General features: G+C 38.0%; 23 protein-coding genes. 1 reads left to right on the top strand and 22 read right to left on the bottom strand.

Features of this window, described 5'->3' with window-relative positions; genetic code table 11:
• Positions 1-79: 79 nt before the first annotated feature.
• From CEY16_RS00410 to CEY16_RS00305, 22 genes are all read right to left on the bottom strand, one after another.
• Positions 80-1,051, bottom strand: a complete 972-nt coding sequence (locus CEY16_RS00410) for a M15 family metallopeptidase (protein ID WP_101329927.1) — start codon at positions 1,049-1,051, stop codon at positions 80-82.
• Positions 1,052-1,238: 187 nt separating this feature from the next.
• Positions 1,239-1,475 carry an IDEAL domain-containing protein gene (locus CEY16_RS00405; protein WP_101329926.1) on the bottom strand — a complete coding sequence of 79 codons (237 nt, stop codon included), beginning with the start codon at positions 1,473-1,475 and terminating at the stop codon, positions 1,239-1,241.
• A 244-nt stretch (positions 1,476-1,719) separates the two neighbouring features.
• A complete protein-coding gene (locus CEY16_RS15005) occupies positions 1,720-2,814 on the bottom strand; it encodes a hypothetical protein (RefSeq protein WP_143484579.1) in 1,095 nt (364 codons plus the stop codon).
• A 201-nt stretch (positions 2,815-3,015) separates the two neighbouring features.
• A complete protein-coding gene (gene wrbA / locus CEY16_RS00395) occupies positions 3,016-3,612 on the bottom strand; it encodes an NAD(P)H:quinone oxidoreductase (RefSeq protein ID WP_101329925.1) in 597 nt (198 codons plus the stop codon).
• Positions 3,613-3,704: 92 nt separating this feature from the next.
• Positions 3,705-4,244 carry a GNAT family N-acetyltransferase gene (locus CEY16_RS00390; RefSeq protein ID WP_101329924.1) on the bottom strand — a complete coding sequence of 180 codons (540 nt, stop codon included), beginning with the start codon at positions 4,242-4,244 and terminating at the stop codon, positions 3,705-3,707.
• A 22-nt stretch (positions 4,245-4,266) separates the two neighbouring features.
• Positions 4,267-4,560: an AzlD domain-containing protein gene (locus CEY16_RS00385; protein WP_101329923.1), complete on the bottom strand. Its 294-nt coding sequence runs from the start codon at positions 4,558-4,560 to the stop codon at positions 4,267-4,269.
• Positions 4,557-5,294, bottom strand: a complete 738-nt coding sequence (locus CEY16_RS00380; protein ID WP_101329922.1) for an AzlC family ABC transporter permease — start codon at positions 5,292-5,294, stop codon at positions 4,557-4,559. Before CEY16_RS00380 ends, CEY16_RS00385 begins: the two co-directional genes overlap by 4 nt.
• A 48-nt stretch (positions 5,295-5,342) precedes the next feature.
• A complete protein-coding gene (locus tag CEY16_RS00375) occupies positions 5,343-6,128 on the bottom strand; it encodes a cobalamin-binding protein (protein ID WP_101329921.1) in 786 nt (261 codons plus the stop codon).
• Positions 6,129-6,140: 12 nt separating this feature from the next.
• Positions 6,141-7,310 (bottom strand): chromate efflux transporter, encoded by a 1,170-nt coding sequence (gene chrA / locus CEY16_RS00370; RefSeq protein ID WP_338015846.1) that lies wholly within the window; start codon positions 7,308-7,310, stop codon positions 6,141-6,143.
• A gap of 99 nt (positions 7,311-7,409) precedes the next feature.
• Positions 7,410-9,182 carry a methyl-accepting chemotaxis protein gene (locus tag CEY16_RS00365; RefSeq protein WP_101329919.1) on the bottom strand — a complete coding sequence of 591 codons (1,773 nt, stop codon included), beginning with the start codon at positions 9,180-9,182 and terminating at the stop codon, positions 7,410-7,412.
• 16 nt (positions 9,183-9,198) lie between these two features.
• Complete coding sequence (locus CEY16_RS00360; RefSeq protein WP_101329918.1) at positions 9,199-10,404, bottom strand: SpoVR family protein; 1,206 nt, start codon at positions 10,402-10,404, stop codon at positions 9,199-9,201.
• A 57-nt stretch (positions 10,405-10,461) separates the two neighbouring features.
• Positions 10,462-11,046, bottom strand: a complete 585-nt coding sequence (locus CEY16_RS00355) for a YhcN/YlaJ family sporulation lipoprotein (RefSeq protein WP_101329917.1) — start codon at positions 11,044-11,046, stop codon at positions 10,462-10,464.
• Positions 11,047-11,140: 94 nt separating this feature from the next.
• On the bottom strand, positions 11,141-11,842 hold the full coding sequence (locus CEY16_RS00350; RefSeq protein WP_101329916.1) for an ABC transporter ATP-binding protein: 702 nt from the start codon (positions 11,840-11,842) through the stop codon (positions 11,141-11,143).
• 13 nt (positions 11,843-11,855) lie between these two features.
• Positions 11,856-12,875 carry an ABC transporter permease gene (locus CEY16_RS00345; RefSeq protein ID WP_101329915.1) on the bottom strand — a complete coding sequence of 340 codons (1,020 nt, stop codon included), beginning with the start codon at positions 12,873-12,875 and terminating at the stop codon, positions 11,856-11,858.
• Entirely contained in the window at positions 12,872-14,059 is a 1,188-nt protein-coding gene (locus tag CEY16_RS00340; RefSeq protein ID WP_162297811.1) for an ABC transporter permease, read from the bottom strand. The genes CEY16_RS00345 and CEY16_RS00340 overlap by 4 nt, the downstream gene beginning before the upstream one ends.
• A gap of 56 nt (positions 14,060-14,115) precedes the next feature.
• Positions 14,116-15,699 (bottom strand): DUF6583 family protein, encoded by a 1,584-nt coding sequence (locus tag CEY16_RS00335; protein ID WP_101329913.1) that lies wholly within the window; start codon positions 15,697-15,699, stop codon positions 14,116-14,118.
• Positions 15,700-15,830: 131 nt separating this feature from the next.
• Entirely contained in the window at positions 15,831-17,165 is a 1,335-nt protein-coding gene (locus CEY16_RS00330) for an anti-sigma factor domain-containing protein (protein ID WP_101329912.1), read from the bottom strand.
• Positions 17,162-17,905 (bottom strand): RNA polymerase sigma-I factor, encoded by a 744-nt coding sequence (gene sigI, locus CEY16_RS00325; RefSeq protein WP_101329911.1) that lies wholly within the window; start codon positions 17,903-17,905, stop codon positions 17,162-17,164. Before sigI ends, CEY16_RS00330 begins: the two co-directional genes overlap by 4 nt.
• A 56-nt stretch (positions 17,906-17,961) precedes the next feature.
• Positions 17,962-18,786 (bottom strand): S1C family serine protease, encoded by an 825-nt coding sequence (locus CEY16_RS00320; protein ID WP_101329910.1) that lies wholly within the window; start codon positions 18,784-18,786, stop codon positions 17,962-17,964.
• A 30-nt stretch (positions 18,787-18,816) separates the two neighbouring features.
• Positions 18,817-20,838: an ABC transporter ATP-binding protein gene (locus CEY16_RS00315; protein WP_101329909.1), complete on the bottom strand. Its 2,022-nt coding sequence runs from the start codon at positions 20,836-20,838 to the stop codon at positions 18,817-18,819.
• A 2-nt stretch (positions 20,839-20,840) separates the two neighbouring features.
• Positions 20,841-22,583, bottom strand: coding sequence for an ABC transporter ATP-binding protein (locus CEY16_RS00310; RefSeq protein ID WP_101329908.1), 1,743 nt, complete (start codon positions 22,581-22,583; stop codon positions 20,841-20,843).
• 538 nt (positions 22,584-23,121) lie between these two features.
• A complete protein-coding gene (locus CEY16_RS00305) occupies positions 23,122-24,159 on the bottom strand; it encodes a TIGR00341 family protein (RefSeq protein ID WP_238378726.1) in 1,038 nt (345 codons plus the stop codon).
• A gap of 86 nt (positions 24,160-24,245) precedes the next feature.
• On the opposite strand from CEY16_RS00305, the gene CEY16_RS00300 reads away from it, so the two are divergent.
• On the top strand, positions 24,246-25,727 hold the full coding sequence (locus CEY16_RS00300) for a spore germination protein (RefSeq protein WP_101329906.1): 1,482 nt from the start codon (positions 24,246-24,248) through the stop codon (positions 25,725-25,727).
• The last annotated feature ends 16 nt before the right edge of the window (positions 25,728-25,743 follow it).

Raw genomic sequence — 25,743 nt, 5'->3', positions numbered from 1 at the left:
CATCTTTTCTTTAAGAATATCAGAAATTTCGGGCAAATGGAGAAGAATTAAATAAAAATTTACAAAAATTCAGTATATACTACTCAACTAATCCAAGGTACTCTTCAACTGTTAGGCCTGATTCGTGAATTTTTGTAGCAAGATCTTTTCCAATATACCTTAAATGCCATGGTTCAAAACTGTACCCAGTAATCTCACTCTTTCCTTTAGGATAGCGAATAATAAAACCATATTTATGGGCATTTTCTGCAACCCACTGCCCTTCAGTGGTCGATTCAAAGTCAGTAGTTAAATAAAAACCCACTGCTTGAGAAGTTACATCCATCGCTAATCCAGTTTGATGCTCACTATGTCCAGGAATCGCTGAGACTTTTTCGGCTTCCTCTCTACCTTTACTTTCCACATGGGAGTTGAAAACGGCGACTTGACGATCGTAGGATCGATAACCTGATACAGCAAACAGGTCTACCCCTGCCTTATTAGCACCAGCAAATAATTCTTCAAGTGCATTTGCTGCCACTGGACGCATATTCCGCTTCATATTTTGTTCATCAAATGAAAAACGGACGTTGGGTTCAGTCAAATTGGGTGGTGTATAGCCATCAGGTAGTTTTCTCCGTTTGTTTACTACCACATCTATAGCTGATGGATTTGATACAACTGTTACGTCTGAGTCATCACCTTGGTTATTTTCATTTTGACTTTCATTGTTTGATTGATCATTGTTCGCTTGTTCATCGTTCGACTCGTTATTGTTTGATTGATCATCATTTGATTGATCCTCGGTGGTGTGTTCATTATTATCCGAATCTTCATTAGAAGAAGTTTGATCTTCTTCGTCTTGAGAAGAATCACTTTCTTCCTCCTCATCTTCTTCCTGACTATCTTCATCATTGTCAGAAATCACATTTATATCTTCTTTATCTTGTTTCTCATTAGTCGATTTATTTAACTCTCCACCATCTAGAGACTCCGAAGATTCACTCTGACATCCTGTTAATGCTAAAAAAATGATTGTTATCAACGCTGCGATTAAACTTATGTTTCTCATATAAAACTCCAATCCTTTATATTCTACCTCTTACTATATCATGACAAAATAAGTTTTCACCAAATTATTTTTGACTATTTTTTATGGCTTTTTTTATATGACTCATTCAGAAGTAATGTGGTTGCATCATAACAATATAAATAAGCCACCCTTAAAAGAGTGGCTTACACAACAAAGTCTTCTTTAATTAAACATACTTAGCATATTGCTTACTTAATTCTGCAAATGAATGTTGATCGTGATCATCAATCGCCTGATTAATTTGTTTTTCCAATTGTGATTTGTTGAGCTTAAATACAAGTTCATCGAGTGTTAATCTTGCTGCTAGTCGGATTTCGTAAGGTACATCTTTTTTTGCTTTGATTTTTACATGTTTAGGAAAGTGGTATCTAATTAACACATAAGAGGTGACTTGTTTTTTCATTTTTAACTCCCCCTTACTCCCTTTTTTCTATTATCCTAGATATCGGCTTAAATTGCAACAATTTTCAGAATTTTTATTTAAAAAAATATCCCTGGCAATTTTACCAGGGACTAGTCCTCTTGTTGGGAGAGAGGTGTATATGTGAGCTTCGCCTATTCAGCGAAGGGGTCACCGATTATTCGCGGTTACCATTTCCTTTATTTCAATAACCCGCTGAACCTTTGTTCTTCTTCATTTCTTTGGACTATTCTTTGCTCTTAGCTTTTTCTGCTTTTCTTTCAGCTTTTTCTTCTTTTGCTTCAGCTTTTCTTTCAGCCTTTTCTGCTTTTCTTTCAGCTTTTTCTTCTTTTGCTTCAGCTTTTCTTTCAGCTTTTTCTGCTTTTCTTTCAGCTTTCTCAGCTTTTGCTTCAGCTTTTCTTTCAGCTTTTTCAGCTTTTACTTCATAGTTCTCGTCACGATCCGTTTCAACACGATCGTCACTCTCTTCTGCCTCTACCTCTACTGTTGCTTCAGTAGATTCTTCTGTTGTATCTTCTTCAGTTGTTTCTTCTTCTGTCGTTTCTTCTTCAGTTGTTTCCTCGTTATTGTCAGTTTCTTCTTCAGCAAACTCATCTGTAATAGTGTTTAAGTGAGTCATTAGATCAGAAACATCTTCGTTTTTAGCTTCTAATCGATCTAAAGAACGCTCAACATTTCTTTTTAATGCTGCTTTAGCAACCGGATTCTTCACTTTTTCCATAGCAAGAGCTAATGAAAGAACATTCTGACCATAAGCTACTTCTGAAGACTCTTCCTCTTCTTCTTCAGTATTCTCTTCTTCTTCTTCGTTTTCATCTGATTCTTCAGTGTTTTCTTCGTCAGTATCTTCTTCTGTTGATTCTTCAGTGTTTTCTTCGTCAGATTCTTCATCTTCTGATTCTTCAGTGTTTTCTTCGTCAGTATCTTCTTCTGATGTATCTTCAGACTCTTCATCGTCTGACTCATCTTGTGAAGCTTCTGCACGTTCAAGTACATTCAATGCTTCATTAAGTAGTTTTTCTGCTTCTTCCTCATTACCCTCATCGTACAATGTTTGCGCTTCTTCGATTTGTTGTAATGACCAATCGATCAGTTGTTGTACTCGTTCAGGATTGTTTTCTTCCAGAGCCAAAGATAATTGATTGGCAATTTTTGTATGATAAGAAAATAATTCCGGTGCCAATTGAATTTCTTCAGCTACTTGGTCTTGATTTTCTTCTTCTGTTACGTCCTCTTCCGCAAGCGTACTTAATGGTGCTACTACTAATGATGTAGTAAGTGCTGCTGTTGAAAGAGAATAAATGAATTTGTTTCTTCTCATCTTCTCACCTCTTTTTTAAAGTTACTATAGCTTACGAGAAGTAGAGAATAATTTTTGGGGGTTATTTAAAAAATAATTTAATTTCTATATTAAGAAAATTGCAATCGTCCTTATGTTAGTGATTAAAACTGAGAAATTCTATATATTAATACATATGCAAAAAAAAGCCCAACTTCCGTTGGGCTTTTTGTATAATCAAATTTATTCACTGATTTTTTTAGTTATTTCATAGGTTCGACGTGCTTGATGCTCAACTGCACCTTTTACGTCATCAGTTATATTTCCTTCTCCGTCTACCGTAGTGCTTGTACCGTATGGGTTTCCTCCGGAGCCGAAGATCACGTTATCACTATAACCAGGTGGTACTACAATAGCTCCCCAATGGTACATGGATGTGTAAAGATTAGTTAATGTTTGTTCTTGACCGCCGTGAGGGTTAGCAGCAGAAGTCATTCCACTTACGACTTTGTTTACTAACTTACCTTCACCCCAAAGTCCTCCAGCCATATCAATAAATTGCTTTGCTTGGGATGGTAAGGCACCAAATCTTGTTGGTACACTGAAAATATACCCATCTGCCCATTCTAAGTCATCTATTGAAGCCTCCGGAACATCTTTGGTCTCTTCATAGTGTTTTTTCCAAGCAGGGTTTTGTTCAATTGCTTCCATTGGCGCTGTTTCAGGAATTTTCACTAATTTTACTTCGGCACCAGCCTCTTTGAGTGCTGATTCGGCCCATTGTGCTAACTGATAGTTTGCACCAGTTGAACTATAATAAAATACAGCCATTTTAGTCATAAATCACAACTCCTTTTAATTCAAGATAATTTATCACATTAATAAATGTACCCATAAATCGTTCTAAATAAACTAAAAGGAGTTGCTTTGTATCAGTTACTTAAATTATGTTTCAACTCATTTAAATCCTTCCACCCATATGCGGTTTCCTCATAGGTGCCCTCACCTATCGTTACATTCTCAGCTTCCACTTTAGCGGCTCCGTGCCTTGTATAAAACCGACCGGCTGGGTTTTTGGTTAGGATCCAGACAAGAAGTGAGGTATAACCATTTTCTTCACAAGAATCGACAAAAGCCTTCAGCAACAGCCTTCCGACCCCTTCACCTTGGTATTGTTCCAAAATGTATATATCATATATTTCGCCTTCATAATCGAAATTCTCTGTGCGTTCTTTTCCTCCTGAAATGAACCCTAGGACTTCATCATTTTCATTTACAGCTACAAAAACATCTTGATTGATTTTTGATGATTGCAGAGCTGTCTCCCACATTATTTTTCTTGTTTGAAAAGATTTCACCTGTTGCAGATCAGCTTCTTTGATAATTGGTTCATATGTAGAACGCCAAGTTTTGTCATGTACTTCCGCAATGTGTTCGGCATCTTCCAACCTAGCTTTTCTTACTGTTACCATCTTAATTCACCGCTTTCACTCTTTACATCGTAATTAAAAACACGGTTAGGATCGCACCTAATACCGCAAAAATAACATTTACATTGAATAAAGCAATAACTACTGCCACTGCTCCACCTGCTAATCCTATCAATGGCCTCTCAGGAATTACGGTCATGATACCAGGAAATATCAACGCTCCAAGGGCAGCGAATGGTATAGCATTCAACCATTGGTTGACCCACGGCCGAAATTGGATCTTGTCCATGATGAAGGCAGGGATAAATCTTGGAATCATCGTCACTATTGCCATACCAATAATTGTTGCAATAATCATGACTTTTCCTCCTTCAACAAGGGGATCCCAAGCAAACTGCCAAGGATTGTTGCGAGAACTATTGCCCAACCCTGAGCTAGTTCAATCACTTCAATAAAATAAAAATTCAATACCATTGCAGTTAACGCAATCAGACCTATTCGCCATTCTTTTTTAACAGAAGGAATCAGCAAGCCGATAAACATCGCATAAAGGGCTATCCCCATACTCTCACTAAGTGTAGGCGGTAGTGCCTCACCTAAAATCGCCCCTAAAAAACTTCCAGAAACCCATGAAAAATAAGCCACCAGAATCAACGATAAATAAAAATACGTACTGTTCTCTTTCTTCACTTCATCAGCATGCAGAGACGAAACTGCAAACGTCTCATCGGTAAGACCCAACGAAAGTCCAAACTTCCACCTTAAAGGTAGTGAGTGCACACGGTTCATGAAGGACATGCTCATAACGAAGTGCCTAAAGTTAAGTACAAAAGTTGCTATGACAATTTGCAAAAACATTGCACCTTGAGCAAACATATTTGCTGCCATGAATTGAGCAGCCCCTGCAAAAACCAATACACTCATCAATGTTGTCTCATATGTACTTAAACCCGATTGTGTGGCCAACACTCCATAGGCCACCGCAATCGGGAGATATCCTAGAAAAATAGGGAAACCTGCAACGGCACCACTCTTCACAGCCGTTGACTTCGTTCGTGCCTCCAATTGTTTAGAGGTATGTGAATCAGTCATTCAAACTCCTTCTCTCTTACCTCAATTACTATAGATTATAATGCAGAATCAGGGTTTAGGAAAGTATTCTGGATGCAACTGGTACGCAATCCGCCTCAAACCTTCAAGCAACCTAGGGGAAGGGCGACAATATAAATACTCCTGTAACACATGGATTTTATTGTCTTGAATTGCTTTGATCTCATTTGACCTGTTCCGTTTTTTGATTAATTGAGGATTCATCTTCTTTTCCTGTACACCTACCCAGACCATACAAATCTCGTCTGGATTTTTATCGATAACTTCCTCCCATTCTACTTGTATGCTTGCATCTTCATAAGAGGCAAAAACATTTTCTGCGCCAGCTAATTCACTGATATAACTAAGCCAATTAGCTCGCCCTGGTGTGAAAATAGGTTTTGGCCACCATTCCCAATAGATTTTTTTCGGTGCGTCAATTTGTTGAGAAATCGAACGGTACTTTTCTATTTCGTTATGAAAATCTTGATAAACCTGTTCTGCTTTCTCCTCAGAATGAGTGAATCTTCCAACTGTAAGCAGATCTTCAGCAATCTCATCAAGCGAATTGGGATCCAAAATGATATAAGGTAAATCTTTATTCTTCAAAGCTTCTATGTTCTTTTCCATACCCGGAACACTCAAAGAAGCTAATACCAAGTCTGGTTTCAAATCCTCGACCGCATCGATATCAATGTTTAAATCACGACCTACACGAGGTAAATTATTTACCTCTTCAGGCCAGTCACTATCATCATCTACACCAACAAGTTGATCGATTAAATCCAAATAAGCTAGAATTTCGGTGTTACTTGGACATATTGAAACTATTCTCATGAAACACACCTCCTAGAGCAGAGTTTTCAAAGCAACATAACCTAATACCGTAACAATCACAACTAACCATGCTGGTTTTTTCCAAAAATGCAGTAAACAGAAGGCAGCGAGAGCAACAGCAAAATCAATTGAATCATTGATTCCACTCGTAAAAATCGGGTCATAAAAAGCAGCAATCAAAATTCCTACTACTGCGGCATTCACTGCCAGTAATCCGGCTCTTACTTTTGGGTGATGACTAATAGAGTCCCAAAAAGGAAGAATACCAATAATCAATAAAAACGAAGGTAAGAAAATTGCGAGGGTTGCTAAAGCAGCCCCTGGTAAGCCGCTAATCACTTGACCTAAGTAACTTGAAAAAGTAAATAAAGGACCAGGAATTGCTTGTGCTGCACCATATCCTGCTAAAAACATTTCTTCTGTCAAAAGGTCTTTAGGAACAAGTTCTCTTTCCAATAAAGGTAATACAACATGACCACCACCAAATACTAATGAGCCTACCCGATAGAAAATATCTACTATTTGAAGCCAAAATACATTTGTAGCTTGACTCAAAATAGGAAGACCAATTAATAAAGCAGTGAAAGTGGTTAGTGAAAGGATACCGACTTTTTTAGATATGTTGATATTAACAGGTGCTTTCTCTTCAAAAGTTAGATCTTTAAATAACCAAAGTCCGACAATAGCAGCTACTAATATGATGATGATCTGAACAAATGAAAAAGGGAAAAGTAATAAAGCTACAGCTGCTAGTAACATGATCGTAATTCTAGGTAGATCAGGTGCTAATTTCTTACCCATGTTTAAAACGGCGTGTGCTACTACTGCTACAGCTACGATTTTCAAACCAGAAATCCAAACTGATTGACTCACGTCGAATTGCAGTACGTAAGCAGCGAAGAAAACAAGTAACAATACAGATGGCAATGTGAAGCCGATCCATGCTAAAATTCCCCCAAGAATCCCTCCACGTACCATGCCGACTGATATACCTACTTGACTGCTTGCTGGTCCTGGGAGGAACTGACACAAAGCAACCAAATCAGCATAAGCTTGATCAGACAACCACTTTTTCCGTTTGACGTATTCTTCCTGAAAATAAGCTAAATGAGCAACAGGACCTCCAAAAGCTGTTACTCCTAATCTAAGTGCTGTAAGAAATATCTCTATGTAATTTTTCATTTGATGCATCCTCCAAATAAAATTTTGTTTATAATTGATTGAACCATAGAAAAAAGGCTGAATCTGAATAGATTCCAACCTTTTCTTTTCTAACTCTAATTATAAATTAAATTTACGTACTTGAACATTCAAACCTTCTGCCAGCTTAGCCAAATCTTCAGCAGCTCTTGAAATCTCATCCATTGAGCTATTCGCTTGCTCAACAGATGCTGCAGTTTGCTCGACACCTGCAGCCGACTGCTCAGAAACAGCAGCAATTTCTTCCACCGATCGATTCATATCTATACTGTCATCCGAAACTTCTTTCAAATGAGCAGAAATCTCTTGAATCTTACCAACCACTTGATTGATCGAGTCATTAATTTTCTCGAATGTTTGTTGAGTATTTTCAATCTGTTTAGACCCTTGTTCAACCTCACTATAACCTGATTCTAATGACTGAGTTACTCCTTTAGATTCAGATTGAATTTCACTGACAATAGAAGTGATTTCTCCCACAGAGTCAGAAACTTTTTCTGCCAATTTCCGTACTTCATCTGCCACAACTGCAAAGCCTTTACCGTGTTCACCAGCACGCGCCGCTTCAATTGCAGCATTTAATGCTAGTAAATTTGTTTGTTCAGCTACGTCTTGGATAACGGTTACCAGTTTTGAGATTTCGGTGGATTGACGATCTAGCGACTTCACTTTCTGGACCGCTTCTTCTACAATCTGATGGATGTTTCTCATTTGTCCTACCGACTCCACCATTTGAGCCCGGCCATCTTCTGCCAAATTAAGTACCTCATCAGAAGCATTTGATACGTTCTGCCCGTTCTCATACGAACGCTCCACTTTCGTCATCAATTGTTCCATCATTTCTGAAAGCTTAGCCGCGCTTTGAGCTTGGTTTTCTGATCCGGAAGATAACTCTTCCATAGTCGATGCGATTTGTTCGCTACCTTCTTGAACTTCATTTGATGATTGGGTTAACTCTTCACTCTGGCTAGACACATGATCAGAAGCTTGTTGCACTTCATAAATAATGGATGTTAGATTATCTTTCATTGTATTGACTGAAAGAGCTAACTGCCCAATTTCATCTTTTCCATGATAACCCAAAGACGGTACATTTAACTGACCTTTAGAAATTTCATCTGCTACATGCACTACTTCACGCAGGTTATGACGTACCTTTCTATTTACGACCCATAATAATAAGAAGGCAACAATAGAAGCAATTACGGCACCTGCTAGAAGCACTGAAACAATAAGAACAAACGACGCTTTCGTCGTATCATAAGCTTCTCCGTATGAGGTCATCACGCCATCTCTCAATTGTGCTAATAATTCAGTGGTCTCTGAGCGCAACATACTTACTTTTGTCCGTCCGCCCATCACTTCACTGTTATTTCTCTCCTGCACATTAGGAATGATTTCTTCGTTAAAGACTGTCGTTACTTCTTCATTTTTAGTTAATATTTGACTCATCAGCTCTTTTTGCTGGCCCGATAATCCTACTTGGATTTCATTTCCTAAAGATATGAAACGACTATTCATTTCTTCATACTCAGTTATGTATTGAGGCGTTTTGAAGTTCACATAATCACTGATTCTGACGTCCTTCCCCCGGAATAACGATCTCATTTCCTCGATCGCGACAGCTCGCTCGCTTCTCCTGTCTTGTTCATCAACAGCGCTATTCGCTTGATTGATAAAAAAGTAGACAGCACCTGAAGCAAGTAAAAACAATAAAATCGTAGTAATAAGGATTATTCCATATTTTTTACCTAAAGTGACATTACTTAAAAATGCCCTCTTCTTTTTACTGCCTTTTTTAGTTATGTCTTTTTCAACTTTCTTAGAGCGTTTTTTCTTGAACGACCACGCCACTAGAATCCCCCCTATATTATCCTGATGGTTCTATTCTATCTGAGTCTTTAGAACTAATGTTAGCACACTCAAATGGTTTCATATAGACTTTTCCATTATAAAAAAACTCTATAGATGACCTCACTTTTTTTACTTCCTTGATTGTTTGATGACCTTGCATCCATCGCATCGTTATGTGACCTGTTTTATAAGTCAATTCCTTATCTAACAATATTATCGGCTTTAGATTGAATAAGTGAATATCGATCAAGAGTTTTTTTACCGAATCATAGTCTTTAATATACATTAATTGATGGCTAGAACCGGGACTTACGATTGATATTTTTTCAGTTTCATGCACCATCCGGTTATAATGCTCAGTCAAAAGTTTAAAGTCTGAAGTTACTTTCCTATAAGAAAACAATTGTTTTTGGGGTACTTGCTCCCATAATTTCTTACCTAAAGAATATACATTTAGTTCCCTACAGGGTAATTCCATCATTCTTGATTCGAATTCTTGAAATTGAAGTTTTTCATGAGTTGTTAAAGACGTATTTAGTAGTATTTTACGTTGCCAAAATGTAGCCCATCCTTCATTGGCTATACGGGATAACTTTATTAAGAAATAGTATTCTTCTTCAAATCGCAATAGCTTTGCCAATTCCTTTTGCCATGGTTTCATTCGAGTACTGTGATGAATGAGATAAGGAGTAATACTATCTGAAGTCATTCGAGGAACGAAACCAGATAGACGTGGATCCTTTAGTTCACGAAAAAAATCTTCATGCAGAGCAGTATACTGATATGTAGAAAGTGTTTGTAGATGATATAAAGTTTCCTTAACTTGATCCTTTCCATAGTCTGCGATAGTTCTTTTTATGAAGCCTTTGAGTAAAAAACGTTGGCGAAATAGTTCAATTTTACGTGCTTGAAACCATTTGTTTTGCTGAAAAAAATCTTGATGGGCGATGGAATGAGCAAGCACAAAAGTATTTAACAAAGGTGAATTGTTCTCGTTTAAATAGACCGTACTTTTGTTAGCATCCCACTCAAACTGTTCAGCATTATAGTCATTTGAGAAAAAAGATTCATTATGGAAAATTCTACGGCTCGATCTTTCCTTCTGTAGAATATTCATCTCTTTATTGGATAAATATTGAACATCAAATAGATCTATATTTGAAACTCCTAAATCTCCAGCTGCTTTCAGCAATGAGGACAATGAAATTGAAGATTGCGTCAATGTGCATCCCCCTTTAATGTTTATCCTTCAATTTTATTAAAAAAAAGACGGAGTATACTACTCCGTCCCGTCTCTATCTGGAAAAATTCTGTCGAACATATCATTAAATTCATCAAAGAATCCTTCTACAGGATCACCATTTTGGACTCTTCCTGCGTAATCATCAACCATTCCTAAGAAGTCAGGGTTGGCAGAAACATACACATTTTCTATATCAGAATCTGTACGTTTCACAATATTTGAGATCTTGTCCTTAATTTGATCATTGACCTCATCACTATCATTGTCCCGTAAATTTACAGCTACATAGGCGTTGTTCTCGCCAGTCATCACATATGAATTATCTACTTCTTCAACATCATTGTTAATTCGATCTGCTACTCGATCTGCCATTTCGTAGCGACCATTGTTGTTTCCACCGAGATCATTGTTGTTTTCATCGTTTTGCATTCGATTGATACCTAAACGACCACCATCATCTCTTGGGTCACCCATGTTTTGATCACCCATATTTTGATCACCATATCTAGTCTGTTGATAATCATCTGTTCCATTCTCTGGGTTGATACCCATTTCATCGCCCTGACAAGCAACGAGTGTCATACCGAAAGTTATCACTATTGCAAACATAAATAAACGCATATTCCAATCTCCTTTCTATTCCATGTACTTGTTAGTATGAAAATTAGGAGAAAAGAATATGCTTATTTTTTGCAGGTAAACAATGGTATTTACACTAACCAGAACCCTGCATTTTGAACATCTTCTGAAGAGCTCTTGATCCTTCAGTTATTTGGGTAGGCATACTTTTAAATTGTTCAGGGGAAAGCTCAGCGGTTAATTTCCCTTCGTCAACAACCCACATTTTACGTGATAGAAATTTAATCGTATCCCAATCATGAGTGATAAAAACAATCGTCATTCCTTCGGTGTTCATTTTTTTTAGCCAATCCAACATATCATACTTAGCCGCTAAGTCCACTCCCACAAAGGCTTCATCCAAAAATACGATATCTGGTTTCTGAATCATACCTACTGCTAAATTCAACTTTTTCATTTGTCCTCCACTCAGTTTTGATACTTTCTGATTGAAGAGACTTTTTAAATCCAGGGCATCATACATCCCGTCAACAAAGTTTGGGTCGCTGTCTTTAACCATTTTAGAAAAGAAGTTGAGGTGATCTTTAACTGTCAAATTTTCAAATAAAGCATTTTTCTGTGGAACATAACCAATAACCTGATTGCTCCGTTCAAAGTCATATTTAATTTCCCCGGACGAGCTTTTTAATAATCCAGCCAAGATTTGAATAAGAGTTGATTTACCGGCACCATTCGGTCCAAAAATCGCTATACAATCTCCATTATGAATCGATGATGATACAGCATTCAAAATGATATTATTCCTTTGTCGATAGCTGATTCCATTGAGTTCAATCATTTGCTGATCCCCCTTAGATTAATAACCATACAGGTATGAAGAATAGCATCCACCACGCAAAATCCAAGATGTTCAGTTGAATCAACAACACCATTACAGTCGATGCGGCTCCATAACCAACGGCAAAAGCGAACAATGACTGCTTGTTCTTAGAGACGTTTAAACTAAATAGATAAAGGCATACTGACAAGATTGGGAGAGCAAAAATATATTTAATATCTCTGCCGATCGATAAATCAAATATACCTGAGATATCACTTAGAAATAAGCTAAAAAAATAAAGGATAATTGATATTGAACTGACCATATAAAACCATAATGCACGAATGCTATTTCTACCAGAATAACTAATTTGAAAACGCTGAATGATTTTCTCACGCTGCCAGTGCAACATGTGACTTCCGAAATATCCGACGAGGATCCATATATAAATCCAAGCACTCAAATGAACCAGAGAATATGAATGATCATCCTCAACTTCTTGATTTTCTTTCCCACCTTCAAAAGATTCGAAGTTCATTTGAAAAATCAACTCGGGTTCTAAATACCGAAGCCCATATTGAAATACTTCTTCGCTATTTAGATCACTCTCTGATCTATTAAGCACAATAGAAGCAGCTTCGGCCCTAGTAGCCAACTTCATTAATTCTCCAGCTAATTTTTCCTTAAGAAGAGCATCAACACCCGTCTCACTATGGCGGTACCACGTAACGATTTGTTCGTGCTGACCCCTTTTAATTTTCCCAAGCATATTATGAGGAAATACAAACACCGCTTCATACTCCCGTTGATAAAAAGCTTCATCTGGCATATTAGTCAATACATCAACAGAATATGGCCCATCTGACTCCAGTTCCTGAACAATCTCCTGAGTGATTGACTGATCACTCTCATCTACAATGGCAATAGGCACTGTTATCTGGTTAGAAGTTGATTGAACAAGCGGGAACAATATCCCAATTATTATAATTGGAATCAAAACTACCATCACTGGAAACCATTTATTACGCATCATTGCTTTTAAAATAATCATTGGATCAACCCCTTTCTTTTCTCAAAAAGAAAGGTAGTCAATAGCAATAAAGAACTTATTGCAATAGTGGAAATCCATAAAAGCCAAGGTGCTTCCTCAGCCTTAAAGACAGAATGAAAGGAATGGTAAAACATTTGCAAACCAGATAAGTCCACCGGCCCAATGGAATCAGGAAAATAAACTGGAGGAACAATTGCTCCGCTGAAAAGTAATAAAATGACGGAGGATGCCAAGAAAAACACGTAAGAAAGCCCAATATTTTCCAATAAAGAATGACTTACTAAATATAGAGTGCCAATCATTATGGCTAGCATGACCCACTGCATGAGAACCTTCCAATCAAAAGCTACAAATGGTAAAAAGCTCGATGGAATCAGGAATAAAATGCTACTCACAAAGATAAGTAAAAATGTGATATGAAATAATGTACGGTAGATAAATTGTTTGTCTCTAGTAACACCTAACAAAGTAAAACGTTGGTTCATGATATTTTCATGCTTAAGGCGATAAATAAATGCGAAAAATATATAGGTTAAGAACAAGACAAGTGAACCTATGCTTATGAATAATTGCTGTTTCCAGCTCATATATGTGAATTGTTGTTCCACGTTAAAAAACTGATTGCGATCTAACGCAAACATGGTAAAAAATATGGTCATTTGTTGTATGGCTTGGGATCGCTCAGATGAATCCATTTCCTGAATGTAATATCTATTTACTGTATTTACACCTGCTTGTGCAGCTGAAATATAATTTTCACCACTAGACAACAATGTCTGGGCTAACTGTGAAGAAAAAGGAGTTGATTCATTCAAGAAGACATCGATTTCTTCATTCACTCCGCTGCGTAATTGATCTGTAAAACCACTAGGAATTCTCACAATCGCAGCATATGAAGAACTGGTATCCATGACAGATGATAGCTCTTCTTCAGTTTTTATAAAACGAACCTGTCCAGTCAACGTTTCATCATTTTCCAATTGGCTGATCAGTGCACGGGTTTCTAGTGTATCATCCTCATCGATCACTAATAATTCCACTTCACCGAGTTCTTCATTAGCTACGGTATAAATGAAACCTGCAGTAATTAAAACGCCAGCGACTGGGAACAAAAATACAAATAAAAAAAGAGTAGGTCTTTTCATCACTCTTTTCCATTCGTTTAAGAGTAAATGAAAAATCATCTGACCTACCCCTTTCATTAATACATCAAATTTTATACATTCTTATCTTATAACCCTTAAAACGGAAGGAAATTCCCAAGTAATTGATCATAATAATCATCAGCATTTTGTTCTATAGTCTTCCACAAATTGTCTAACTCTTCTTGACTCAATTCATCGATTTTCAATACATCTTCCTCATTGAATGTGGGATATTCCTGTTCATCTCCGAATAGTATTGTTTGATCTAGTCGCACACCAAATTCTGAACGATTCGCTTCTCCTTGTTCTAACTCCGATGTCCGTTGGAAGCCAGCATTTAAACGATAGTTTTGCGCCGCCTCATTAGCTTCTAGTGAAAATTCTTTAACCAATGTTCCTTCAATTTGTGGCATCATAGGGTCTGATGTGTCAGCAAGAATCAGAAAATCTGTTTCAAACATTTCATCTTGGTAAGTTGTATTCCAATCAATTTGCAATGCACCTGATTCTACTGAGTCCTCAAAACCAACAGAGATTCTTCGATCAATATGATAATGATGTGCCTCAGGTGAACCCATCGAATCATAATTTATAACAAAATACATATCATCTTCTAAAGTATTAAGACTTATTTCGGCTTCTAAATCATATTGATCCTTATCGTTAAAAAAAGTATCAACAGTCATTGAAATTTCTACTGAATCTTCCTCTCCTTCAACCAGGCCGATTAGTTCCCGGTGAGCGACATGCTCATTATTGTAATAAGCACGATAAGTAAAACCTTCCGGAAAACTCAATTGATTGATTTCTTCTTGCAATGTTTCAAGAGGATTCTCATCATTTTCAATGAATGGCTGATTCAACTGGGCATTGATGCGATCATCATTCTTCATCTTCCCTAATAGATCATCAAGTAATTCTTTAACCTCTTCTTCTTTCATTTCTAGAGTAAAAAGACCATAAGATTTCCCTTCGTACTCTACATCCTCTTCTATATTTACGTCTTGTTGACTCATTTCTTTACCGATAAATCCTAAATACTCTTCAGTCAGATCATTCGCTTCAGCGTTTGAAACCGATTGTTGCTGTAGTTCAACAAAATTCGGCATCTCTTCAATCGTTACTTGTTCACCCGTATCCTGCAAAAAATCTCCCAGGTGGTTATTATTGATGCCAATAGCTCGGTCAAAAAGCATATCTGATTGGACTGCTGTCACGTCCCGAGATTGAAACATGGTACCTTCTAGTAAACTACTGCTTTGGACTAACAATTCCATGTCGTATGTACTTTCCAATGTATCAGGATTCATATATGTATCTAGTTTGATTTCAGTTGAAGATAAAAATCCTTGGATAATAGAAAACATCGGGTTGAGCGGTTCATCTGTTGACTTAGATAAAGAATAATCCGCTGTGATGGATGATTGTGTAAGAGACCTCTCTTGATTTAATCGATCGCTAATTTCTTGATCCTCCTGATGGTATTTCTCAGTAAATCCACTAATTTTCTCAACTGTTTTCCTTTCAGCTTCCGCATATTGAATCAGTGGATGATTCAAAAATATTTGATTATATGCATAAGCCCCAACACCAATGATTGCAATTGATGCAATAGCAACGATAATAACAACTTTCTTTCTTCGGCTACCTTTCGGGCGTTCTTTCCCTTTATCTATCATTAATTCTTCCTCCTGTTAAAGCTTCACTTACCCAAATATTATACTATTAAATATTATATTCGTTAAGTTAAAAATTAGAAAAGCACCTATTCGAATGCCTAGCAATGGCGTTCAAATAAGTGCTCTTTTAATTATTCACGGTCTTGCTTTTTCTTTTGTCCTGGAGGAGTAAAACCTTGCTCTTCGGAATCACGGTTGGACTTTCCGTTGTCATTCCCATTCCCTCTATTTGAAGGATGGTCGTCCGATTTTTCATTTCGATTACTGGGATGATCATCCGTTATATTCTTTTGACTTGGATGATCATCCGCTTTATGTTTGTTATTTGTAGAATTTGTTTTAGATTTTTTTTCTGAGTTATCTTTGTTGTTAGATGGATGGTTCTTATTATTAGATTTGTCTTTTGCCTTTTCAGACTTTGACGAATTTCCTTTATTGCTATTGCTGTTGTCTTTATTACCTTTGTTCTTATTTTCGTTGTTTTTATTTCCCTGGTCTTTATTTTGGTTTCCGTCATCGTTGTATTCGTCTTCAACTTCACCCAAATCATCAGGTGGTTCTTCTTGATTTATTTCTTCGAATTTCTTTTTCAATCCTGGTGGCAATTCATCTTTATTTGTACGCTTTAGATATTGCTCGATAATTCGGAATGTGCGCTCCTCATGGGTTTCATTTGTTCTATTTTCTTTTTCTTGAGGAACCTCATCTGAAGATTCGTTGTTTGCAGAATCTTCATTACTGTTAGAGTTATCTGTTGTATTTTCTGTGTTCTTATTTTCATCAAAAAGATTTTCATCTCGTGATTCCATCAACTTCGATGCATACAGTAGATTCATTGAAGTATTATCAACATCAGCCTCTTCGCGGATATCAGATGGAACTTCAAATGAAGCAATATTCAAGGAACTATTTTCATCTTGGAGCGACTGAGATACACTGTTGAGAATTGAATCATCACTTTTTAATCGGTCGGCGAAACTGATGCCTAACAATACGTTATGATCTTCAGTTAAGAAACCCATATTTTTGCTAGTCATCAATATTTCAGAAGAAACGTCTTGTAATGATTTATTTTCCCAACTATTCAATGAATCGATTACTTCATCACCATCTTCATTCAAACCATCAATGGAAATAACCTCATAATCATTGTTGACTTCAATTTTCATACTCGGGTTAATATCAATATTGACATAAGCATGAACCTCATCATCATCCATCCAAGGGTATAAAGGTATAATTAATAATATGCATAATAAAAGTGCAGTTGCTGCTTTCCATTGAGGTTTGAATTTAAACCATTCAAGTATTGAACCTAAAGAAAAAGATCGTTCTTCTATTGGTTGGAAAGTGATTTCTTGACCAATCACATGAGGTTCAGTCAATTTAGTTTTATAAAAAGATCCTTCAGACGTCATCACAACTGCGTACCTTTTCTTCTGTTCTACAATGACTCCTCTTCTCATCCGCTCACCCCCTTCACATATTCTTTTAAATAAGTATAATCTTCACAATACAAAACAAATATAGCCAAAATAAATTTCCTGTTACGCTCAATTGTTTTTTTACTGACATCTACGTATGTTTCTAGTTGTTTGATTGGAAGTCGTTTTTTTGATAGCACGTAATCTCTGATCTCTTGGTTCTCATAAACAATTCTAGCTATGTTTTTCGCAGTTTCTCTCGCGTCTTGGTGTTTAGGTGAGATTCTCGATAGTTCTGAGAACGACACTTTGAATTCTTTCAATTTTTTTGAATACTCCTCGATTTCCATTTGACGATACCACGACTCTTCATCGGATTGAAAAGCTTGTTTTGCGGCATCTGTCATTTTCCATTGAGCATTTGTATCATCATCTTGTTCGCCTGTTGATTCATCTAGTGATAATATTTGTACGTCCTGACTCTCGAATCGAATATAGTCAATGACTTTTCGAGTAATCACTAAACGAGCAAATGAAAGGAAAGTACTGCCTTTATCTTCAGAGTAAGAATCGATCGCATCGTTGAATGCCATCATTCCCACACTAAACTCGTCGTCCATTTTGGGGTCGATATAACGTTTGCATACTTTAGATACACACGTTGCGATAAATGGCTGATAATTCGACAGCAGATGATGACGGGTCTCTTCGTCCCCTGCTTGGACCGCAAGCACTTGCTCTTCGAGGGATACGTCTTCCTTTTTCTTTCGACGCGTATACACCCCTCATCACCCCCAACTTATAATAGTATTCGTAGAGAAGAGATTCTTTATGGGTGTCACTCTTCTTCTAAGTTTAAATCTTGGTTAAATTTTTCGTGAAAGCGTTCGATTGGTACAGCTAGTCCTACTTTTCCGTGCTCATCATCCTGTCTAGTAGCATAGATGACACCGATTACTTCACCATTTTCATTAATAACCGGACTCCCACTATTACCTTTATATATAGGTGCATCCAGCATCAGAGCATCAGATTCCAAACTGGAACTCGTGTAGTCTATGATATTGCCTTTATTTGCTATACCACTAAATCGTAGAGGATTCCCTATGAAATAAAAAGATTCGTTCGTCTCAAAAGAGGCTTGGTCAGCCAACTCTAAATATGGATAATTCTCACCTTCCGCATCAAGTACAGCTAGGTCATATTCCGGATATGTAGCGATAATCTCTGCATCTAACGGACCGTGTTCTGGAAAATATAGCCACAGCCGTTCATATTCATCAACAACGTGATAATTGGTTATGATATAGCCTTCTGGTGAAATGGAAAAACCTGTCCCTCTGCCGCTACCTGTATCAACAACCACAATCGACTCTTTATATTCTTTTATATCGTCATCATTTAGTAACTGTGCAGACGTCTTAAGGAATTCCAAGGCTGGTAATGAAAAAATACTTGGAAGAGCAGCACCAATATTAATAACCATGAATAAAGCGATAAGCCAAAATACCCATTTTGGAAACGGGCGTTTTGGCTTATCATCTTCCTTCTGAAGAGGTTTTTTTTCCTTCTCTTCTTGGATCAATTCATACATTTCTTCTTCTGTTAAATTTTCATATAAATCTTTTTCGTCAGTAGTTTCTGGTTTTTTTTCGTCTGTCATACGACTCACCCATCTACAAGTAAAATATCATCAAGCATTCAAGCGCTCTTTTTTCCCTAGTTGCATTTCGTACATCTTAAAATATTCGCCATTTGCTTGCAAGAGGCTTTCGTGATTTCCTCTTTCTATTATTTTACCATGTTTCAGTACAAAAATTTGGTCTGCTTGCTGAATTGTAGATAGTCTGTGTGCGATGACAAGGGTTGTTCTTCCTTTCTTCAACACTTGTAACGCTTTTTGAATCATTCCTTCAGTTTCTGTGTCGATATTAGCTGTAGCTTCATCGAGCACGAGAATTGACGGATTGAATGCAAGGGCACGGGCGAATGACAATAGTTGTCTCTGTCCTGTTGAAAATTCGCTTCCTTTTTCTTTAACTGGTTGATCGTATTGTTCAGGTAACGCTTCAATAAATTGATCCGCTCCAACAGCCTTAAGCGCCTGGATCGCATCTTCTCTCGAAATATTTGGATCATTCATCGTTATATTCGAGATGATCGTCCCTGAAAAAATGAATGGGTCCTGTAATACGATACCGATATGGCTACGAATTTCCTGTCTGGAGTAGTTACCGATATCATCCCCATCAATGGTGATTTGACCGTGTGTTGGGTCATAAAAACGAAACAGCAAATTCATTATAGTACTTTTTCCTGAACCCGTGTGACCTACGAATGCGGCAGTTTCGCCGGGTCGGATATCAAAGTCGACATGTCTAAGCACATAATCGTCTTTTTCATAAGCGAACGAAACATTTTGAAAAGCGACAGAGCCATCAATTTCTCGTGATTTAAATCGATCGTCGACGTCTTCGCCCTCGACATCAAGTAATTCAAATACTCGACTTCCAGCAACACGGGATTGTTCTAATTGCGGGAGCTGACTGATGATTTGTTCCACCGGCTCATACAAGCGAGTCAGATAGTCAACAAACGCATAAAGTACACCTGCTGTGATGATTGAGGTACCGTCAAGCGCAGCCCCGCCGAAATACATAATAAAAATTACGAATGCTACGTTTCGAAACAGATCAACAAGATTAAACGCTGTAGCGGCCGTAAATGTGTTCATTTTGATTTGGTAATCATAATGTTTCTGGTTTAACTCTTCGAATTCGTTCATGCGTGGACCTGTCTGGTTATAAGCTTGGATAATCGACATGCCCTGTACGGATTCATTGATGTTCCCGTTAATCGTGCTGTTCGTTTCTCGGATGACTTTGTTGTATTTACCGCCTACCTTTTTGTACACTTTCATCCAAATGAGCATGATTGGGATTAAGACTAAACATATCAAACCAAGCTTGAAATCTAGAATCATAAGTGCAATGAAGATCCCGAGCATGTAAATCGCACCTGATGCAAAGACTTCTAACACTTTGACATACAACTCGCGAATTGCTTCTGTATCGTTGGTCACCCTGGCAAGAACTTTTCCAGCCGGTTGATTGACGAAATAAGAGACCGGAACACGTTGGACGTTGCCAAACACGTCTTTACGCATCCGCTGAATAATTCTATTCGAAGCAAATTGAAGTAAATACGTTTTGTAGTAAAGAAATACGGTCGATAAGATAATCAACCCGATATAGAGCGCCAGCCACCACATGATCGGCTGAATTTCCGGCTGGAAGAACATAAATACTTCTGAAGTCGTAAGTTCGAACCCGGAAGCAGTGATTGATTCTCCCTGAAGATCGAATCGATACTCGCCATTCGTTGTTTCTACTAGCTGGGCATTCAAACTCACTTCTTCTTCTAGAAAATAGAAAGATAGACCATCTTGAAACAATGTAACCTTTTCGTCAGATTCATTGTTTATGCGATTCGCACGAACATATTGTTCACCGCGGAAGTCTATTCCACCGTCATCAGTTTCGACGTAATGATTAGCGACACCGACGATATGATCATCGATGACTTTCTTTGCGATGAAAGGACCAGTAAGCTCAAGACCTGCTGCGACGAGTACGCACAGTAAACCAATAATAATCGTTTTCTTCATTCCTAAAGCATATCGAAAGAGACGTTTTTCCGTCGAAGGTTTTTGCATGATTACTCGCCCCCTTCCATTTGCTGGATCGCAAATTGAATGCTGTACCAGCCATGTTGTTTCATTAATTCATCATGAGTACCATGCTCGACGACTTTTCCATCTTCAAGTACGAAGATTTGATGGGCATGTTGCACAGCTGAAAGCCTATGTGCGGCAATCAAAGTCGTCTGGTTCGCTCGAGCACGTTTCAAGTGATCGATAATTTTCGCTTCTGTTTTCCCGTCGACTGCAGATAAAGAATCATCAAGAATCAGAATTTCCGGATCGCGGATAAGAGCTCTAGCAAGAGATACCCGCTGTTTTTGCCCACCTGACAATGTAACCCCGCTTTCGCCTACTACCGTATCCAGACCTTCTGGCAGGTTTTCAATATCTTCTTTCAGCGAAGCAAGTTCTAGTATATGGTGAATATCTTCGTCTATTGCTTTTGGGTTTCCGAATAAAATATTTTCCCTTACCGTTTTAGAAAATAAAATATGATCTTGCGGCACATATCCGATCCACTCCCGAGTTTTCGCTAATGGAAACTCCTGAATCGGCACACCGTTGATCGTGAGGTGCCCTTGTTCAGTCGGAGGGTATTCCCTTAGGAGCTGACGGAAAATCGTTGTTTTTCCTGCACCGGTCTTCCCAACAAATCCGACTGTTTCACCCTGTTGAATCGTTGCGTGAAAATCGGTTAGGTCGTTTCGATCTGCACCCGGGTAACGGAACGTCAGCTGATGAAACTCGATACTGTCAGGTCTTTCGATGGTCTTCGGATCAGCTGGTTCATCCACGTCCGGTTTGTGGGATAGAAGTTCGTCTGTCCGGTCAAGAGACGCGTTTCCTCGCTGCATCACATTAATTAGTTCACCGATCGAGAACATCGGCCAGATCAACATACCGAGGTAAACGTTAAATGTCACCAACTGACCGATCGTCAGCATCCCTTGCATGACAAGGTAAGAACCATATCCTAGTCCGATCGTGTAACTCAAACCGACTAGTAATTTGACAGTTGGTTCAAAAAGGGCATCCATTTTCGCAACGTCAATATTTTTTAAAAACACATCTTCTGTTTTATCGGCAAAACGCTTCTCGTCTTGGCGCTCTTGAACAAACGCTCGAATCACTCGAGCACCTTGGATCGATTCAAGTGTATCGTTATTAAGTTCACTAAACGCCGACTGGGCCTTCATGAACCGCTCGTGAATTGATTTCCCGTACTTCTGAATGGCGAGTGCCATAATCGGAAGTGGAATCAATGCAGCAAGCGTCAATTGCCAGCTAATCGTCATCGCCATAATCCCAACAATTAAAAATAGGAAGACGGTCGAATCAACTAGCGTGAGGATTCCATATCCGGCTGTCATCATGATTGCTTTGAGATCATTTGTGCTGCGGGCAAGTAAGTCCCCCGTCCGGTATCTTCCGAAAAAAATCGGCGTCATTTTCATAAAATGATTCATTAACTGAGAGCGCATCTTTTTTTCTAATAAGATGGCCCGCCCAAACAATGTATAGTCCCAATAAATTGAAACAACATAAGCCGAAATCATAAGTACAACAAACCATGTCACCAATTCGATAAATGATTCCGTAGTGATTCGGTTATATTGAATCTGGTCAATCACTTCCCCAACAATCATCGGAGGAATGACAATAATAATATTCGCAATTATAAGTGCAGTGATAGCAAGTGTATATCTGATCCATTGCTCCTTGAAGTACCACGATAATTTCCTAAAAACACTTAGCATAATTTATCCCTCATTTCCTTTTGTTCATCCTTACTAACCGCCGTCGATCCGATCGTTCTTACTGAATAACGAAAAATGCACATGAATCATTTTCTTCACTCCTTTTTTCTGATTATGAAACTCGAACGAAATTGTAAACATACTCTCACCCCCTTTTGAGAAAAACTTGGCTTATCGCCAAGTCCTAATGGCGAAAGCCTTTGTTTTTCACATACTTTAATCCATTAACAAAGTTAAACACAAAAAAGCACACCTAGCCTTAGCGCTAAATGTGCTTCATTAAAATTTCCCATATAAAAAAGCCGCAACGCTATAGCGTACGCGACCTTGGTTCAAATAGTCATTTTGAAATTATCTTTAAGATCAAAAACGCATATTTCTAAGCAAGATCACGTCGATTTGATTATTTTGTTGATAAGTAATTCCTTTTAATCCTTTAATCATGTCCATGACCTCCTAACGTTTTTTAAATTCTTAGAAAATTATATCCTTTCCCTCAGAGAAAAGCAATACTCTTTTTCAAAAAATTTCATTTTTTTCATTTTAACTCTAACCCGAATACAACTACGATGAATAATGCGATGAACATAGCGGATGTTATAACGATCGAAAATATTCTAGAGACATTAGCTATAGGCTCTTCTTTCCAGCGTTTTGGCTGTATACCACTCATTAGGAAAATGATGATTGCACTAAGTAAAATACAAGTTACGTTGGTTGTGATCAGCAAAAAGGAACCATAAGTGTCGTCCCAATGCCTCTGTCCGATGGATAGCCCAAAAGTTACAGATGGTGGAAGTAAGGCGACTGCTACCATAACGCCGACAAGGTTACCAGATAATCTATTCAATATGGACAAAGCTCCAGCCGCTCCTGAAGCTAATGCTAAAAATATATCTGCAAGAGATACTCTCGTCCTTGATATATATTGATTAGTCAATGTACTTTCTCCAAAAAAGAGCCCAAAAATAATGGCAATTGAAAATATGATGATAAAACCTATTAACAATGTGAATGAAGCTCGACCTAACCGCTTCAGATCCCCTAATATAGATGCGAATGACATGGATATTGCTGGGCTGATTAAAGGGGCAATAACCATTGCGCCGATAACGACAGCTTCACTGTCTTTAATAAAACCAGCTGTTGCTACTACTGCAGAGAATATAATTAAAAGCGTGTAATTCATCGTTAAAGTGCTTTTATCATCGATCATATGAATCAACTCTTGGCGGCTTGCCCTTAACAGTTTCTTACCCTCTTCCTCGTCACTCGATTCCTCTGACTCTTCTTCAACTTTTTCTTCTGCTTCCTCTAAAGTTTGAGAAGAAAAATAACTAGTTACTGGATAGAGAATCGTCTCAAAACTTTCATGTTCACGTGAGATCTTCTCTAGAAAATTAAGCACTTCTTCCACGTCCTCATCAGAGATGACCATGCGAATCCAGACTCTTTCTTCTAGCTTATTTTCCTTCCAAGCCCCTTGCCGAGAAAACTGTTTCAACTCTAGAACAACTTTATCGTAAAATTCTTTCGGCACATATGTCTCCACCATTTGTAGTCCCAAAATACCCACCTCCCAACTACCATTAAAGAAATCTTCTTTTACATATTAATGCCACAAAATCACATAATAAGTACAAATTGATGAAGGAGTTTTATATGAAAAGAAAAAGCAGGAAGAGATCTGAGGATTTTCCTACAGATATCAAACAACTAGAATCAATCATTAAAAACGACTTCTTTAAAGATACTCCAGACCTTTCTACGAAGCATTTCACAGTTAACGGACAGCCTATAATCGTATTGTTCATCAATTACATGATTGATAAAAATCATTTATATGAATATATTCTTGAGCCTTTACAGAAAAAGGAGGAGCAGTGGGATTTAGGATCGTTAAACAATGAAATCCCCGTAGAGAGCAATCAGCAACGCACGACCTTTCAAGAAGTTGGCGACGACCTGATGAAAGGCCATGTCGCCATCTATATAGAGGAAATGGATGCATGTGTCACATATCCTATTCCGCGACTGGATAAGAGATCTCTTGAAAAAGCTGAAACAGAATCACTGGTTTTCGGGCCACAAGTATCTTTTACTGAGTCACTACAGTCAAACTTGAATATCCTTCATTGGAGACTGGATACGCCTGAGTTGAAAGTTGAAAAGTTCATAATAGGAAAAACCATACCCACAGAAGTCAGGCTAGTTTATTTAAATGACATCGCGAGTGATGAAAATGTTTCGGAAATGAGGAAACGTCTAGAAAAATTAGCAGTAGATGATGTAGTTGAAAGTTCGACATTAACCCAGATGATCGAAGATAACTCCTACACCATTTTCCCTCAGTTTCTAGCTACAGAACTGCCCGATCGGTTCTGTTATAGCTTGAAAGAAGGACGTATCGGCGTGCTGGTAGACAAGAGTCCAACTGGGATTATAGCACCAACAACTTTTTTCAGTTACTTTCAATCAACTGAAGACTTATATACACGTTGGAGCATGGGAACTTTTATTCGACTCATGAGAATGGTTGCCATGTTTCTATCTGTCATCTTAACTCCGCTGTATGTAGCTGCTCTAACATTTCATTATGAAATCATACCATCGGCACTTCTGGTATCACTTGGTCACTCACGTTCACGAGTTCCGTTTCCTCCTTTACTAGAGGCCTTGCTTTTGGAGGTTTTAATCGAATTAATTCGGGAGGCTGGGGCTCGATTACCGACAAAAGTTGGTCAGACCATGGGTATCGTAGGTGGTATCGTTATCGGTCAGGCAATCGTGCAGGCTGGATTCACTAGTAATATCTTGATTATCATCGTAGCACTTAGTGCACTTGCCTCCTTCACGGCACCTAGCTACCTGATGGGCTCGGCTATACGTATCATTCGTTTTCCAGTGATAATATTAGCGGGTTTCTGGGGATTTATAGGAATCGCATTTGCGATTGCGTTTTTAATTATTCATCTGTTGAAAATAAGCTCTCTGAAACGACCATATCTATCTCCTTTATATCCGCTTCAAATAAAAGATATAGATAACTCATTATTACGTCTACCATTTTTACTGAGCAATAAACGAGCACGCTCTAATCTACCGAAAAAACTAAAGAGGTTCGATCGTCCGAAAAAATCATGACAGATAGGTGCTGCTA

The organism is Halalkalibacillus sediminis (genome assembly GCF_002844535.1).
Taxonomy (GTDB): domain Bacteria; phylum Bacillota; class Bacilli; order Bacillales; family Alkalibacillaceae; genus Halalkalibacillus_A; species Halalkalibacillus_A sediminis.
This window is presented reverse-complemented; position numbering and strand designations above follow the sequence as displayed.

Excerpts from the sequence above, each read along its gene's own strand:
- CEY16_RS00300 (WP_101329906.1), top strand. The coding sequence starts at position 24,246 with ATGAAAAGAAAAAGCAGGAAGAGATCTGAGGATTTTCCTACAGATATC.
- CEY16_RS00350 (WP_101329916.1), bottom strand. The coding sequence starts at position 11,842 with ATGATTGAACTCAATGGAATCAGCTATCGACAAAGGAATAATATCATT.
- CEY16_RS00320 (WP_101329910.1), bottom strand. The coding sequence starts at position 18,786 with ATGACAGACGAAAAAAAACCAGAAACTACTGACGAAAAAGATTTATAT.
- CEY16_RS15005 (WP_143484579.1), bottom strand. The coding sequence starts at position 2,814 with ATGAGAAGAAACAAATTCATTTATTCTCTTTCAACAGCAGCACTTACT.
- CEY16_RS00405 (WP_101329926.1), bottom strand. The coding sequence starts at position 1,475 with ATGAAAAAACAAGTCACCTCTTATGTGTTAATTAGATACCACTTTCCT.
- chrA (WP_338015846.1), bottom strand. The coding sequence starts at position 7,310 with ATGAAAAATTACATAGAGATATTTCTTACAGCACTTAGATTAGGAGTA.
- CEY16_RS00335 (WP_101329913.1), bottom strand. The coding sequence starts at position 15,699 with ATGATAGATAAAGGGAAAGAACGCCCGAAAGGTAGCCGAAGAAAGAAA.
- CEY16_RS00410 (WP_101329927.1), bottom strand. The coding sequence starts at position 1,051 with ATGAGAAACATAAGTTTAATCGCAGCGTTGATAACAATCATTTTTTTA.
- CEY16_RS00390 (WP_101329924.1), bottom strand. The coding sequence starts at position 4,244 with ATGGTAACAGTAAGAAAAGCTAGGTTGGAAGATGCCGAACACATTGCG.
- CEY16_RS00315 (WP_101329909.1), bottom strand. The coding sequence starts at position 20,838 with ATGCAAAAACCTTCGACGGAAAAACGTCTCTTTCGATATGCTTTAGGA.
- CEY16_RS00310 (WP_101329908.1), bottom strand. The coding sequence starts at position 22,583 with ATGCTAAGTGTTTTTAGGAAATTATCGTGGTACTTCAAGGAGCAATGG.
- CEY16_RS00380 (WP_101329922.1), bottom strand. The coding sequence starts at position 5,294 with ATGACTGATTCACATACCTCTAAACAATTGGAGGCACGAACGAAGTCA.
- CEY16_RS00330 (WP_101329912.1), bottom strand. The coding sequence starts at position 17,165 with ATGAGAAGAGGAGTCATTGTAGAACAGAAGAAAAGGTACGCAGTTGTG.
- CEY16_RS00355 (WP_101329917.1), bottom strand. The coding sequence starts at position 11,046 with ATGCGTTTATTTATGTTTGCAATAGTGATAACTTTCGGTATGACACTC.
- wrbA (WP_101329925.1), bottom strand. The coding sequence starts at position 3,612 with ATGACTAAAATGGCTGTATTTTATTATAGTTCAACTGGTGCAAACTAT.
- CEY16_RS00385 (WP_101329923.1), bottom strand. The coding sequence starts at position 4,560 with ATGATTATTGCAACAATTATTGGTATGGCAATAGTGACGATGATTCCA.
- CEY16_RS00375 (WP_101329921.1), bottom strand. The coding sequence starts at position 6,128 with ATGAGAATAGTTTCAATATGTCCAAGTAACACCGAAATTCTAGCTTAT.
- CEY16_RS00345 (WP_101329915.1), bottom strand. The coding sequence starts at position 12,875 with ATGATTATTTTAAAAGCAATGATGCGTAATAAATGGTTTCCAGTGATG.
- CEY16_RS00340 (WP_162297811.1), bottom strand. The coding sequence starts at position 14,059 with ATGATTTTTCATTTACTCTTAAACGAATGGAAAAGAGTGATGAAAAGA.